This window comes from Chryseobacterium shigense, assembly GCF_014207845.1.
Classification (GTDB): Bacteria; Bacteroidota; Bacteroidia; order Flavobacteriales; family Weeksellaceae; genus Chryseobacterium; species Chryseobacterium shigense_A.
Map to the genome: position 1 here is coordinate 150427 of NZ_JACHLC010000001.1, position 14357 is coordinate 164783.

Consider the following 14357-nt stretch of genomic DNA (forward strand, 5'->3'; position numbering starts at 1 on the left):
TATTCTTTGTAAATTGGGGCAAAATTTTGATTATGACAAAAAAGATACTTTTATCTGTATTTCTTTTGCCGGCTGCAATGGCATTTGCACAACAATATGGAGGAATGTGGATTCCTACAGAGCTGAATGAAAAGGAAATGAAGGATTTGGGAATGAAAATCTCTGCCAAAGACATTTTCAATACTCAGAAGCCGAGCATAAAGGATGCGGTGGTACAGTTTAACGGCGGATGTACTGCAGAAATTATTTCACCCAAAGGATTATTGCTGACGAACCACCATTGCGGGTATGGGCAGATCCAGGCACATTCCACGGTTCAGAATGACCTTCTTTCCAATGGTTTCTGGGCTAAGAATCCGGAGGGAGAACTTCCGAATCCGGGGGTAAAAGTAGACTTCATTGTAGATATCAAAGAAGTGACAGATCAGATCCTGGAAGGTACAGACAACCTTGTAGAGCCTGAACTGACTAAAAAAATCAATAAAAATATAGAAGTTTATAAAAACTCCCAGAAAATAGAATCTTACCAGTCGATCATTGTAAAATCAATGTATTACGGTAACAAATATTACGCTTTTACTACTGAAACTTACAAAGATATCCGTCTGGTTGGGGCACCGCCTCAAAGCATAGGAAAGTTCGGAAGTGATACGGATAACTGGGTCTGGCCAAGACATACCGGGGATTTCTCCATGTTCAGAATTTATGCTGGCAAAGACAATAAACCGGCAGAATATTCAAAAGACAATGTTCCTTACGTTCCGAAACATTACCTTCCGGTTTCCATAAAAGATAAAACTGAAAACGATTTTACATTCGTATTCGGATTCCCGGGGAAAACAACGGAATATCTTCCTGCAGTGGCTGTTGAGAAAATCATGACCGATATAGATCCTGCGAGGATTGCCGTTCGGGAGGTAGCCCTGAAAACATTAGACGAAAAAATGCGTGTAGACAGTGAAACACGTATCAAATATGCTTCAAAATATGCTTCGGTAGCCAATTACTGGAAAAAGTGGATTGGTGAAGTAGAAGGCTTGAAAAAATCGAATGCAGTAGAGAAAAAAGTAATGTATGAAGGCTCTCTGGTGGCTAAAAATCATGAGATCAAAGCTACTTTGGACCAGCTGAATAAGCTGTACAGCGATCAGGCACCTTACGCATTGAACAATGCCTACTATACAGAAGTAGTGAAAAATGCAGAAACATTGAAGCTTGCAGGAGATTACTACGACTATATAAATTCCGTAGAATCAGGAAAAATGGATGAAAAAGAGCTTGCCAAATTAAAGACAAAGCTGACTTCATTCTACAAAGATTACAGCGCAGAACTTGATGCTAAAGTAACTGCAAAATTACTGGCTCTGTATGCCAATAAAACAGCTCCTCAGTTCCTGCCTGTAGGTTTTGCCAAATATAAGGATGATAACCAGAATATTCCGGTGATTGAGGAAATGTCTAAAAACTCTGTCATCACAGGAAGAGCGCAGGTAAACGGTGCAGCTCTGACAAGTGACATTGAAAAAGCGTTTTCCAATCAGGACAAGCTGATCAAAACTTTGAAAAAAGATCCTGTTTACCAGCTGTATGTTTCTATGAAAGAGACATATATGAAAAACGCTGATCCTCAGTTTACTTCTCTTCAGGGGAAAATTGATGATCTGCAGAAAAAATTCATGGCCCAGCAGATGGCAACGGATAAGGACAGAAAATTCTTCCCGGATGCCAATTCTACCCTTCGTGTAACTTATGGAAAAGTAAAAGGCTCAACTCCAAGAGATGCAGTTTCTTACGGATACCAGACACATTTAGCGGGAGTTATTGAAAAATATGTTCCGGGAGATTACGAATTTGATGTTCCTAAAAAGCTGATCGATCTTTACAATAAAAAAGATTACAGCATTTATAAAGACAAAACTGGCGATGTTCCTGTAGGATTTACCGCTACCAACCATACGACTGGAGGAAATTCAGGAAGCCCGGCACTCGATGCGAACGGAAACCTTGTAGGACTGAACTTCGACAGACAGTGGGAGGGAACAATGAGCGATATCAACTACGACCCGCGTTTCAGCCGAAACATCATGGTAGATACAAAATATATCCTTTTCATTATTGATAAATATGCCGATTCCAAATGGCTTATCGATGAAATGAAGGTGATAAAATAACACATAAAAGTAATACCTTTAAGAATCTATTTAAATACCATTTGAATAGATTCTTTTTATTTAATGAAGATGAAAGATAATATCATCAATCTGCTTGCAGCTTTTGAGACGGAAAATATCGGGAAATCCTTTCCGATGGAGTACTGTTTACCTGTTTACCATTGCGTTTCTGATGAAAAATTACCCCATATCAGGCATATTATTCAATATAAAAATACCAGGCAGTTTGAAGAGGATCTGGATTATCTTTCAAAACATTTTCAGTTTGTAAGCTGGGCAGAGTTCAAAGATTTTGTCAATGGTCATTTTAAGCCTGAGAAAAAGATTGCCTTACTGACTTTTGATGATGGTTTCAGGGAGTTTTATGATACAGTACTTCCTGTTCTGGAACGGAAAGGAATATATGCCTGTAATTTTATAAATCCTGCGTTTATTGACAACCGTGAGCTGATGTTCAGATGTAAGGCAAGCTTAATTATTGACGCAGCAGAAAAAGCAAAAACAGTTGATCCGGAAATTTACAGTATACTTTCCCTGGAGAACCCTTCAAAAGAGAACTTAAAACAAAAGGTTTTAAAGATCGGTTATCATGAAAAAGATCTGCTGGACAGTATAACAGAAAAATTAGAAATAGACTGTAATGCCTATTTAAGAGAGTATAAACCTTATCTTACCACAGACCAACTAAAAACACTGACCCAAAAAGGCTATGGGATTTCCTCTCACAGCTGGGATCATCCAAAATACGGGGAACTTACCCTACAGGAACAGATGGAAAGTACCAACCGGACCTTTAATTACTTAAAAGAAAACGGTTTTATTTACGAAAGCTTTGCATTCCCGTTCACTGATTTTGGAGTGAAAAAAGATTTTTTTGATGAGCTGTTTAAAAATAAAGAAATGTTCTGCAGCTTTGGAAGTGCAGGAGCAAAATGGGACAGTGTGGAACGAAATTTTCACAGGATACCAATGGAAATGGGAGAGAGCGGAGAACAGATACTAAAAAAAGAAACTGCCTATTTCCGGCTGAAAAAAATAATCAACAAAAATAAAATAGTGAGAAGATGACAGAGCTGAAAACATTTAACAAAAAAGAACTTCAAGATTTTATTTTATCAGGAGACTTCAGCAGCTTTGATTTTCTTCCCATTTCAGAACACAGGGCAAAATCCCAGATCAGAAATCCGAAAGCACTGGATAATCAGACGCTTTTGGTTCTGGCCTTTTATGACGGAGAACTGGCAGGATATGTAGGCTGTTTTCCGGATCATTATGTAATAGACGGAGAAATATTCCATTATGCCTGGTTGAGTACCTTATTTGTAAGCGAAGAATTCCGCGGTAAAAAGATTGCAAAATCATTACTGAATAAGATGTTTGAGGAATACGACGGTAATATTATCGCAACAGAATTTACCAAAGAAGCAGAAGCGCTGTATAATATGCTTGGTGTTTTCGAGTATATTTATCCAAAAGCTGGAAAAAGATACTATTTCCGCTCTGATGCAGCTTTTATGATTCCTGAGAAGAAGCCCGGAACCAAAGCACTGAAACCTGTTTTTCAGATTGCTGATATTGCCGCTAATTCTTTGATTGCTGTAAAAAATTCAATGGTGAAAAAGCCCGGATTCAGATTTGAAATTCTTGATCAGATTGATGCGGAAAGTTCAGTATTTATGTCGAAATTCCAGAGCAGGCGTAATGCAGATGAAATCAATGTATATATGAAAAATCCGTGGGTGCTGGAAAGTAAGAAAAAAGAAGAAAAATACCTGTTTTCAGGTTATGCTGAGGTTTTTAAATATTTCTGGGTGAAAATATACAATGATAATCATGTTCTGACAGCCTGTTCATTGCTTCAGCTCAGAGACGGCAACCTTAAAATTCCTTATTTGTTTTCAGAAGTTCCGGAACTTGAACGGTTTATTGAGTTCTTAAGCTATTTTATTGTTAAAAATAAAGTGAAAACACTGACCAGCTACCAGAAAGAGCTCAATAATAAGCTGGAACAATCTAAAATATTTCCTCAAATCTACAAACGTGATTTTGAAAGAAGATACCTGTTTCACAAACAGCTTATCCAACATCTTCCCCAAGGGTTTAATCCGGAATATCAGGATGGAGACGGAGATTGTATGATGACATAATAACAATATAAAATAGCACCTGAAACAGATGCTATTTTTTTAATAATAATTTTAGTTTTTATTGAGCAGCTGCACCAATAAGTACCCCTCCTATAAGGATAGGGGCTACATCAGATAGCTTTTTATGCGGAACACTGGTTGTTTCAGTGGCATCGCCGCCTGTTACAGATCTCATTTTTTTACTGTTCAATACTTTGATTGACTTTCTTGGAGTAACTTTTTTCATAATACATATATTTTGTTAATGCTAATATAAATAATTTCAGGCAATTACATGATGTTAGATAACGGTCTGCAGATTTAACTTTAAAACAGGTTAAAGTTTTGCAAATCATTTTTTCTAATATAATTAATGTCCGAAAATTTCTTCCAGCGTTAATTCTTTAAAGGTTCCCATTTCGTTAACGGCATTCATATCCAAATTCTCTTTCTTACCGATAATTGCAGTATTAAAATGTATTGGACTGATTTTCGTTTGATAGAATTCCTTCAGGCCTTCGAATTTCAGGTTCTCAATTTGTCCGTAAATATCTTTTCTGAAATCATGATAGATTCCGAGCTTTTTTAATCGTAATGTATTGAAAAATATATTATTACGGGTAATCCTGGTTGAGGCGATCTGTTTCAAGGCAGCATTTTTGGCATTTTCGAACTGTATGGGTACGTCAGGAAGTTCATTCATCAGCTCACTCATCGTGCTTACGGCGGTCTGAAGCTTATCCGGCTGCGTTCCGATGTAAGTGGTGATATAGTCAGGATGTCCCAGCTCCGCATTGGCAGCATAGGAAACATAAGCAGAGTAGGCCAGACTTTTGCTTTCACGGATCTCCTGGAAAACGATGGACGAAAGCCCTCTTCCGAAATATTCATTGAAAACATTGATCTTTCCGAAATTTGAAGGATCAACTTCGTATCCTTTTCCTACCTTGCTCATTTCCATCTGTACCATATCGTAATTCATGAAATAAACATGCCCGCTGGTTTCCGGTTCAGGATATTGTTTAGGTTGAGGAATCTGGTAGCTTTCATGGTCTACATATTTTCCGATGTAGTTTTTAAAACCTTCAAGATCTTTTCCATAGAAAAATACCTGATAAGGATATTTGAAAAGATTTTTCATCCTGTCTGTAAATACCTCTGCATGGCTGTTTTCAAGCTCTTCTTTTGAAATAATATCCGTATAACGTGAAATGTTGCCCAGTTTTGTATAATTCGTCAGCGCGGTCATGATCCGGTTTTTATCCTTTTTTGTTGCCTGGCGGTTTTCCAAGACAGTTTCTACAAATTGTTTATAAATTTCCTGATCCGGTTTTACATCATACATCCAGTGCTGGAGAAGGGCAATTCCTTTTTCAATATTTTCTTCCAGGCCGCTTAAGGTGATCAGAAGCTGGTCATTTGTTGTTTTAAAATCATTGCTGATCCCGACCTTGAAAAATTCTTTCTTTAAATTCTCAGGCGAAAGATCTTCGGTTCCTAGATACTGCAAAAGCTGTGTGGAAATTCCGAGATCCCTGTCATGATCACTCCCGAAAGAGAAAATGAAGTGCACCTGCGCAATATCATTGTATTTATTGCGGACAAAGCTCAGTTTTTTATCCTTTATCGTATCTGTAACGATTTCTTTCTCATAATCAATGAATTCAGGCTGTATATCTTCTGTTTTTTCTGCAATAATTTCCTTTAAAAACTCAGACTGGGCATCACGGTTTATTTTAATAGGGGTAATTCCCGGGTTTTCAACTCTTAGCAATTGGTCATTAACTCCTTTTTCCTTATCAATAATCACATAATTGTCCTTAAAAAAAGAATTGGCAAAATCTACCACATCTTCTTTGGTAAAGCTCTGGTATACGCCCAGTTCATTCAATTCCTGTTCCCATAATCTTCCCTTGATATAGGCATCGTAAAGATTAGTGGCTAAACCATCCGCCGTTTCAAGCCCTTTCAGGCGCTGGAGCTTAAAATCACTGATGATTGCAGGAAGCATCCAGTCCGGAAAATCTCCTTTTTTAATCAGCTCCAGTTGTTCCAGAACCATATTTTTCGCTTCATCTAAAGTTTGTGTTTCCTTCGGAACTGCTACAATAGAAAAATAACCGTACTGCTTCAACCCTACAGAAAAGGCCTGTGCCCAAAGCATTCTTTGAGTCTGGTTGATATTCAGATCCAGTAAACCGGCTTCACCTCTGTTGCTGAGAATATTGGCAGTAATATCTGCCAGCATTGCCTCCCGGGTGCCATAGCTGTCCGTTCTCCAGGCTAACTGAACCCGTGGAGTTGTAGGACTTTTTACCGTTCTTTTTACAATTTCAGTTAAAGGCTGCTCAATTACAGGCGTTTTTTTCGGAAGCTCTCTGTACGGAATTGTCCCAAAATACTGTTCAACAAGCTGAATCGTTTCCTCAAAATCCAGATCTCCTACCAAAACCATGGCATAATTATTCGGAACGTAATATTCATCAAAATATTTATGAATAGCCTTCATGGAAGGGTTTTTCAGATGTTCCGGTCTGCCTAGTGTTGTTTGCTGTCCGTTTGGATGTGTTGGAAAAAGAGCGCTCATCAGCTCATAATTCACAAGCCTTGAATCATTATCCTGAGCCCTGTTGAATTCCTCATATACAGATTCAAGTTCTGTATGGAAAAGGCGAAGCACAATCTCTGAGAATCTTTCCTTTTCTATTTTGAGCCATTTTTCAAGCTCATTATTGGGAATGTTATTTTTATAGACCGTTTCATCAAACCAGGTATGGGCATTTGTCCCGCTGGCTCCAAGTGAGGAAATAGCTTTATCATATTCGTTGGCAATCGCATACTGGCTGGCTTCCTGGGAAATACTGTCTATTTTTTTGTAGATTTCCTTCTTCTTATCAGGATCCGGTTCTGCTTTATGTTCTTCGTACAGGGCAGAAATCTGGTCAAGAAGCCCTTTTTCCTTCTCCCAGTTCTGAGTTCCTATTTTTGAAGTCCCCTTAAACATCATGTGTTCAAGATAATGGGCCAAACCGGTATTATCAGCAGGATCATTATTGCTTCCCGTTCTCACGGGAATATAGGTCTGAATCCTGGGTGCATCAAAATTCTGGGCAAGAAAAACCTTCAAACCGTTTTTTAAAGTATAGATTCTTACCTTATTTTCGTCGTTGGAAATCGTGATATATTCGTAGTTGTTTTTATCTGTATGAACCGTTTCTTTGTATCTTTTGTCAATCATAAGCTAACTCATTTCACTCCTGAAAATCGGAATGCATTACAAATGTAAGGAATCGGGAAAGAACAAACAGGAATTTCCCTTTTATTGCATCTATAGTTTAAATCTATATCAGAAAAAATATTGGGCATTATATGCAAACTTACACTTATTGAGATTGCAAAAGGATGTATAAGATTTTAACCACAGATTTCACGGATTTACACAGATGATTGCGCATAATTTTAACAATTTCAATAAAGTATAACATAAACATCTGTGTAAATCCGTGAAATCTGGGGTAAATAAAAAATAAGAAATAGTTATCAACTCGCTCACCTTCTCCATTTTCTTTACTTCTTTTCCAAAATAAATTCAATAAGTTTGCAGTAGTTTTCCAAAAATTCACACCATGCACGGAAACATTCTGATCATCGATGACGAGATCAAGCTCCTGAAACTATTAGGAATGATTCTTTCCCAGGAAGATTTTAACGTAAAAGAAGCTTCAACAGCACGTTCTGCAATGACCATGCTCGAACAGCATGAATTTGATGTCGTTCTATGTGATATCCGCCTTCCTGATGCATTCGGGGTAGAGCTGGTACGATCTATCAAAACCAAATATCCACACCTCGAAATTATTCTGATGACCGCTTTCGGAAATATTACAGATGCGGTTCAGGCCATGAAAAACGGAGCTTATGATTACCTTGTGAAAGGAGATGATAATGAGAAAATTATTCCTTTGGTATATAAAGCACTGGAAAAAGCAAAAGATAATCGTTCTAAAATTGGTCAAAAAACAGCCATATCAAAAGGATTCGGACAGATCATAGGAACTTCTCCATCCATCCTTCAGGCTAAAAAACTGGCTGAAAAAGTGGCCTTAACGGATGCTGCTGTTCTTCTGACCGGGGAAACCGGAACAGGAAAAGAGGTTTTTGCAAACGCCATTCATGAAGGTAGTGAAAGAAAGAAAAACAACTTTGTAGCGATCAACTGTTCAGCTTTTAGTAAAGAAATTCTGGAAAGTGAGCTTTTCGGGCATAAGCAGGGAGCTTTCACTGGTGCTGTAAAAGACAAAAAAGGTCTGATAGAGGAAGCCAACGGAGGAACTCTATTTTTAGATGAAATAGGAGAGATGCCTGTAGAATTGCAGGCGAAACTGCTTCGTGTCCTCGAAACCGGGGAATTTATAAAAATGGGGGAGACCAAAGTGTCCAGATCCAATTTCAGACTGATTGCAGCTACCAACCGGGATCTTGAAGATGAAATTAAGCAGGGACATTTCCGTGAAGATCTTTATTTCAGGCTCAATGTTTTTGAAATTCATCTTCCACCGTTACGCGAAAGAAAAGAAGATCTGAAAATACTGGCCAAAAATTTCATAGATATTTTCTCTCAAAAACTGCATCTTTCTGGCGTTCAGGTAAATCCGGATTATTATAAAACCCTGGAAAAAAACGAATGGAAAGGAAATATCCGTGAGCTTAGAAACGCCGTGGAAAGAAGTCTTATTCTAATGGAAAATAATATTCTGGATGCTGAAAGTCTTCCACACTATTCTGAAAAACAAATTCCAGAGAATGATTCCCTAAGTATAAGATCTCTGGAAAAAATACATATACAGAAAGTCCTTCAATATACAAAAGGCAATAAAGCCGAAGCCGCAAGATTACTTGAGATCGGGATTGCAACACTGTACCGCAAGCTTGAGGAGTATGGATTAAGGTAGATGAGTTTCGGGGTTACAGGATCGGGGCGTTTGAGAGTTTTTAGGTTAAACCCTTTAAGAATTTAGAGGTGTGAATCCAGAAATATTGAATAAACGCCAAACATCTGGTGGCTGAGACCCTCGAAGCCACCAGCAATACATACAGAAAAGATCAGATAACCATCCTCAATTTATTCTAGTCCCTGTATATACAATTTTACTTCTTATCATTTCAATAAACGAGCCTATCAAAATGATAGGCTTTTGTGTTTTTATATAAATGTATTTAATTGGTTAATTTGTTGTATTTCATTTATTTAAGTGTTTTATTTTAAAAGTGGACTTTATTTTGGCCTATAGGTTTTGAATAAAATATTTTAAAAATGACAATTTCAAGAAAAACGTTCAAAAAACGTGAGCATGCAGGCTTCAGTCTGCTGATGGTATCGTACGTACTGCTAACCCTATTAACCTTAATAATAACGATATGATGCTGATAAGTTTGATCCTGCTTTTTGCAGTGATGTTCTGGCTTCTCTATAAATCCGTTGAATTTTTTGATAAAATATAAAATATGTGGAGTTTATTTTTTCTTTCCATTCTGGCCTTTGTGTACATCTGCTATGTTTTGATAAAACCTGAAAAATTTTAACCGGTCATGAATACAGAAATTTTAGGCGTTATTGCCATGTTTGTAATAACATTAGTGATTGGGATATTCCTTGGAAAATACATTGCTAATGTGTACGGGTACAAAAAGACCTTTTTAGATCCCGTTTTTGAACCTGTTGAAAAATTAATTTATAAAATATCCGGCATCAACCCGGCCCGTCAGATGATCTGGAAACAGAATATGTATGCCATGCTGACGATCAATCTGGTTTGGTTCATTATAGGATTCCTGATTCTGCTGAACCAGTCGTGGCTTCCTCTGAATCCTGATGAGAATCCCAATATGTCACCTGATCTTGCCTTTAATACGGCTATTTCCTTTTTGGTAAACTGTAACCTTCAGCATTATTCGGGAGAAACAGGGGTAAGTTACTTAAGTCAGCTTTATTTGATGTTCCTTCAGTTTGTGACCGCAGCTACCGGAATGGCGGCAATGGCTGTCCTTTTCAAAGCTTTTAAAGATAAAACAACTACAGAATTAGGAAATTTCTATGATTTCTTTACTAAATCTGTGATCAGGATATTAGTACCCATAAGTATTCTCGTTGCCCTGATTCTTTCAGCTAATGGAAGTCCAATGACTTTCGAGGGAAAAGATCATATTACCACTTTGGAAGGCCAAAAAACAGATGTTTCCAGAGGTCCTGTAGCTGCTTTTGTGGCCATCAAACATTTGGGAACCAATGGAGGAGGTTTCTTCGGAGCCAACTCGGCACACCCGCTTGAAAACCCGAATTATGCAACGAACATAACTGAGATGGTCACACAGATGATTATTCCGTTTGCATTGGTTTTTGCGCTGGGGTTTTACCTGAAAAAAAGAAAACTGTCATGGGTAATTTTTACCGTAATGACAGTTGGTTTTCTGGCACTTGCCGTCCCGAATATTGTCAATGAAACCAATGGCAATCCCCTTATCACTCAGATGGGAGCTGACAGCAGTCTTGGGGCTATGGAAGGAAAAGAAATCCGTTTTGGAAGTGCATCTTCAGGATACTGGAGCATCGCAACGACAGTAATTTCAACGGGTTCTATCAATGCCATGCACGACAGCACCATGCCACTTTCAGGAATGAACGAGTTGCTTGCGATGATGATCAACTGTTTTTATGGTGGCTGCGGTGTAGGAATTCTGAACTATTTCATCTTCATTATTCTTGCCGTATTCATCAGTGGTCTGATGGTAGGACGAACACCGGAATTTATGGGCAAAAAGATTGAGGCTAAAGAGATGAAGATCGCCATGATTGTAGCTTTGTTTCACCCATTCTTAATACTTGTTGGAACCGCGTTAACTGCTTATTTGCCTGAATTCGGAGCAAAAACATTGAATAATCCCGGTTTCCACGGCTTCAGTGAAATGCTGTACGAATTTACATCCTCCTCAGCGAACAACGGTTCAGGATTTGAAGGGCTGGGCGATAATACTCCATGGTGGAATATCTCAACGGGAATCGTATTGCTGTTATCCAGATTCATCCCAATCATCGGGCCTATAGCAATTGCAGGATTACTGGCGCAGAAAAAGTTCATTCCGGAAAGTTCAGGAACCCTGAAAACAGATACAGCCACTTTCGGCTTTATGACGCTGGCGGTAATCCTTCTTATCGCGGCTCTGTCCTTCTTCCCGGCACTTACATTGGGGCCTATTGCAGAACAGATACAGTATTTCTTTAAATAAACATTAAAATTAAAATCAATAGTCAGCCATTAAGAAGATTGAATCAGGGAACCAGTCTAAAAATCTCATCGAAACATTCACCTGAAATATTATCCATTTTCACCTCCTTAGTTTTAATCTGTCTTAATGGTTACCGTTGATCTGTAATGATATAATTCTTTCAAAAAATGAAAAATCAATCCCAGACATTGTTTCAAAAAGATTTGGTAAACGAAGCAATCAAACAGTCCTTCGTGAAACTGAATCCGAAAATCATGTTTAAAAATCCCGTAATGTTCCTGGTAGAGGTTGGAACGGTTGTGATGCTCATGGTAAGCCTTTTCAGTCTTACAGGTGAAAAATCACAGGGGAGCTTTACGTATAACTTCACCGTATTCATCATATTATTTTTTACTGTCCTGTTTGCCAATTTTGCTGAAGCCATTGCCGAAGCCAGAGGAAAAGCCCAGGCTGATACCCTCAGAAAAACACGTGAAGAAACACCAGCCAAAGTGGTTGCAGAGAACAAACCCGGATTTCAGGTAACAACCGTTCTGAAAAGGTCCGCCGAAATGAAGCTGGGGGATATCTTTCTGTGCGAAGCCGGAGATCAGATCCCGATGGACGGAGAAATCATTGAAGGGCTTGCCACCATTGATGAATCTGCCATTACCGGAGAAAGTGCACCCGTGATCCGTGAAGCCGGAGGTGACAAAAGTTCTGTAACCGGAGGCACAAAAGTTCTGTCGGACAGGATCAAAGTAAAAGTGACCACCAAACCCGGAGAATCCTTTTTAGATAAGATGATTGCCCTTGTAGAAGGAGCTTCAAGGCAGAAAACACCTAACGAAATCGCATTAACCATACTTCTGGCAGGATTTACCCTGACCTTTATTATCGTCACACTCACTTTAAAACCTTTTGCAGACTATGCGCAGACTCCCATTACTATTGCGGCATTTATCTCACTTTTCGTTTGTTTGATTCCCACAACCATTGGAGGTCTGCTTTCTGCAATCGGAATTGCCGGAATGGACCGGGCGTTAAGAGCAAACGTAATCACCAAAAGTGGTAAAGCCGTGGAAACAGCCGGGGATATTGATGTGCTGTTGCTTGATAAAACAGGAACCATCACCATAGGGAACCGTAAAGCAACGGAATTTCATCCTGCAGACGGAATCAGGCTGCCGGATTTTATTAAAGCTTCTGCCTTAAGTTCAGTAGCAGATGAAACACCGGAAGGTAAATCAATTATAGAATTAAGTCAGTTAAAACTACAAGACCTTCTTGTTCCCAATCCCGTTTATATTGATTTTACCGCAGAAACAAGAACTTCAGGAATTGATTTTGAAGAGACAAGAATCAGAAAAGGAGCTTATGACACGATCAAAAAACTGACCGAAAAAGCCGGGAATATCTTCCCGAAAGAAACCCAGGATGCCGTTACCAAAATTTCTGAAAACGGGGGAACTCCACTGGTTGTAAGCGTTAATGAAAAAGTATGGGGTGTAATCGAACTTCAGGATATCATTAAAACAGGAATCCAGGAACGTTTCCAGAGACTGAGAAAAATGGGGGTGAAAACCGTAATGGTAACCGGGGATAATCCTCTGACTGCAAAATTCATAGCCGAAAAAGCAGGAGTAGACGATTTTATTGCCGAAGCCAAACCTGAGGATAAAATGAACTACATCAAAAAAGAGCAGCAGGAAGGAAAACTGGTTGCCATGATGGGTGACGGAACCAATGATGCTCCGGCGCTGGCCCAGGCCGATGTAGGTGTAGCGATGAACAGCGGAACACAGGCCGCCAAAGAAGCCGGGAACATGGTAGATCTGGACAACGACCCCACAAAGCTGATTGAAATTGTGGAAATCGGGAAACAATTATTAATGACCCGGGGAACACTGACGACTTTCAGTATAGCGAATGATGTAGCCAAATATTTTGCCATTATTCCTGCATTGTTCATCACCTTTATTCCTTCACTTCAGAAGCTCAATATCATGAATCTCCACAGCCCGGAAACAGCCATATTATCAGCTGTTATATTCAATGCGGTGATTATCCCTTTCCTTATTCCGTTAGCCTTAAAAGGAGTTGCGTACAAGCCCATCGGAGCCAGTGCATTATTAAGGAGAAACCTTCTGATTTATGGACTGGGAGGTGTTATTGTGCCGTTCATCGGTATAAAAATTATCGATTTACTGATCAGTTTATTCTATTAAAATTAAAAAAATGAAAAATCATATTGTTGCAGCATTCAGACTGACTTTAGTAATGCTTGCTGTTGTTGGAATTTATCTTTTGATTGTATATGGAGGCTCAAAAATACTGCCTACAAAAGGAAATACAGAGATCATTACCTGGAACGGACAAAAATTCTACGCCAATATCGGACAGGAATTTAAGTCTGAAAAATATTTCCACGGACGCCCTTCATCCGTTAATTATAACGCCGCAGGAAGCGGGGGAAGCAACAAAGGGCCAAGTAATGAAGAATATCTGGATATTGTGCAGAAAAGAATAGACACCTTAAAAATAAATCATCCGGAAATGAACAATACAAAAGTTCCTGTAGAACTGGTAACGGCCAGTGGAAGCGGCCTTGATCCTGATATTTCTGAAGAAGGAGCAATGTACCAGGTAAAAAAAATTGCAGAAGTAAGAAATCTTTCTGAAGAAAAAGTAAGAAATTTGCTTAAAAATCAGACAGAGAAACCGTTTTTAGGACTTTTAGGGCCTTCAAAAGTAAATGTGCTGAAGCTTAATATGGCTTTGGACCAATTAAAATAAT

10 protein-coding genes are annotated in these 14357 nt (G+C 38.7%); 8 read left to right on the forward strand and 2 right to left on the reverse strand.

The genetic code is table 11. The features are described 5' to 3' along the window. Nucleotides 1-32 precede the first annotated feature (32 nt). The 3 genes from HNP36_RS00710 to HNP36_RS00720 all read left to right on the forward strand — a co-directional run bounded on the left by HNP36_RS00710 (nucleotide 33) and on the right by HNP36_RS00720 (nucleotide 4318). Complete coding sequence (locus HNP36_RS00710; protein ID WP_184161754.1) at nucleotides 33-2171, forward strand: S46 family peptidase; 2139 nt, start codon at nucleotides 33-35, stop codon at nucleotides 2169-2171. Between the two features lie 69 nt (nucleotides 2172-2240). Further along, nucleotides 2241-3239, forward strand: coding sequence for a polysaccharide deacetylase family protein (locus tag HNP36_RS00715; protein ID WP_184161751.1), 999 nt, complete (start codon nucleotides 2241-2243; stop codon nucleotides 3237-3239). After that, complete coding sequence (locus tag HNP36_RS00720; RefSeq protein ID WP_184161748.1) at nucleotides 3236-4318, forward strand: GNAT family N-acetyltransferase; 1083 nt, start codon at nucleotides 3236-3238, stop codon at nucleotides 4316-4318. The genes HNP36_RS00715 and HNP36_RS00720 overlap by 4 nt, the downstream gene beginning before the upstream one ends. A gap of 58 nt (nucleotides 4319-4376) precedes the next feature. On the opposite strand, the gene HNP36_RS19230 is transcribed toward HNP36_RS00720, so the two are convergent. Together HNP36_RS19230 and HNP36_RS00730 are read right to left on the reverse strand one after the other, a co-directional pair. Then, on the reverse strand, nucleotides 4377-4544 hold the full coding sequence (locus HNP36_RS19230) for a hypothetical protein (protein WP_228456202.1): 168 nt from the start codon (nucleotides 4542-4544) through the stop codon (nucleotides 4377-4379). Between the two features lie 123 nt (nucleotides 4545-4667). Further along, nucleotides 4668-7535 (reverse strand): M16 family metallopeptidase, encoded by a 2868-nt coding sequence (locus HNP36_RS00730; RefSeq protein ID WP_184161746.1) that lies wholly within the window; start codon nucleotides 7533-7535, stop codon nucleotides 4668-4670. 388 nt (nucleotides 7536-7923) lie between these two features. Between HNP36_RS00730 and HNP36_RS00735 the strand changes: the two genes are divergently transcribed. The 5 genes from HNP36_RS00735 to kdpC all read left to right on the forward strand — a co-directional run bounded on the left by HNP36_RS00735 (nucleotide 7924) and on the right by kdpC (nucleotide 14356). Then, the gene (locus HNP36_RS00735) at nucleotides 7924-9249 is read left to right on the forward strand and encodes a sigma-54-dependent transcriptional regulator (RefSeq protein WP_184161743.1); all 1326 of its coding nucleotides are present in this window, start codon (nucleotides 7924-7926) and stop codon (nucleotides 9247-9249) included. A 553-nt stretch (nucleotides 9250-9802) separates the two neighbouring features. Further along, on the forward strand, nucleotides 9803-9880 hold the full coding sequence (locus tag HNP36_RS19340; RefSeq protein ID WP_077415921.1) for a potassium-transporting ATPase subunit F: 78 nt from the start codon (nucleotides 9803-9805) through the stop codon (nucleotides 9878-9880). A gap of 6 nt (nucleotides 9881-9886) precedes the next feature. After that, on the forward strand, nucleotides 9887-11581 hold the full coding sequence (gene kdpA / locus HNP36_RS00745; protein WP_184161740.1) for a potassium-transporting ATPase subunit KdpA: 1695 nt from the start codon (nucleotides 9887-9889) through the stop codon (nucleotides 11579-11581). 167 nt (nucleotides 11582-11748) lie between these two features. Next, nucleotides 11749-13788, forward strand: a complete 2040-nt coding sequence (gene kdpB / locus HNP36_RS00750) for a potassium-transporting ATPase subunit KdpB (RefSeq protein ID WP_184161737.1) — start codon at nucleotides 11749-11751, stop codon at nucleotides 13786-13788. Nucleotides 13789-13798: 10 nt separating this feature from the next. After that, nucleotides 13799-14356: a K(+)-transporting ATPase subunit C gene (kdpC, locus tag HNP36_RS00755; protein WP_184161734.1), complete on the forward strand. Its 558-nt coding sequence runs from the start codon at nucleotides 13799-13801 to the stop codon at nucleotides 14354-14356. Nucleotide 14357 lies beyond the last annotated feature (1 nt).

Coding starts and splice junctions, on each gene's coding strand:
- HNP36_RS00710 (WP_184161754.1), top strand. CDS start 33: ATGACAAAAAAGATACTTTTATCTGTATTTCTTTTGCCGGCTGCAATG.
- HNP36_RS00715 (WP_184161751.1), top strand. CDS start 2,241: ATGAAAGATAATATCATCAATCTGCTTGCAGCTTTTGAGACGGAAAAT.
- HNP36_RS00720 (WP_184161748.1), top strand. CDS start 3,236: ATGACAGAGCTGAAAACATTTAACAAAAAAGAACTTCAAGATTTTATT.
- HNP36_RS19230 (WP_228456202.1), bottom strand. CDS start 4,544: ATGAAAAAAGTTACTCCAAGAAAGTCAATCAAAGTATTGAACAGTAAA.
- HNP36_RS00730 (WP_184161746.1), bottom strand. CDS start 7,535: ATGATTGACAAAAGATACAAAGAAACGGTTCATACAGATAAAAACAAC.
- HNP36_RS00735 (WP_184161743.1), top strand. CDS start 7,924: ATGCACGGAAACATTCTGATCATCGATGACGAGATCAAGCTCCTGAAA.
- HNP36_RS19340 (WP_077415921.1), top strand. CDS start 9,803: ATGTGGAGTTTATTTTTTCTTTCCATTCTGGCCTTTGTGTACATCTGC.
- kdpA (WP_184161740.1), top strand. CDS start 9,887: ATGAATACAGAAATTTTAGGCGTTATTGCCATGTTTGTAATAACATTA.
- kdpB (WP_184161737.1), top strand. CDS start 11,749: ATGAAAAATCAATCCCAGACATTGTTTCAAAAAGATTTGGTAAACGAA.
- kdpC (WP_184161734.1), top strand. CDS start 13,799: ATGAAAAATCATATTGTTGCAGCATTCAGACTGACTTTAGTAATGCTT.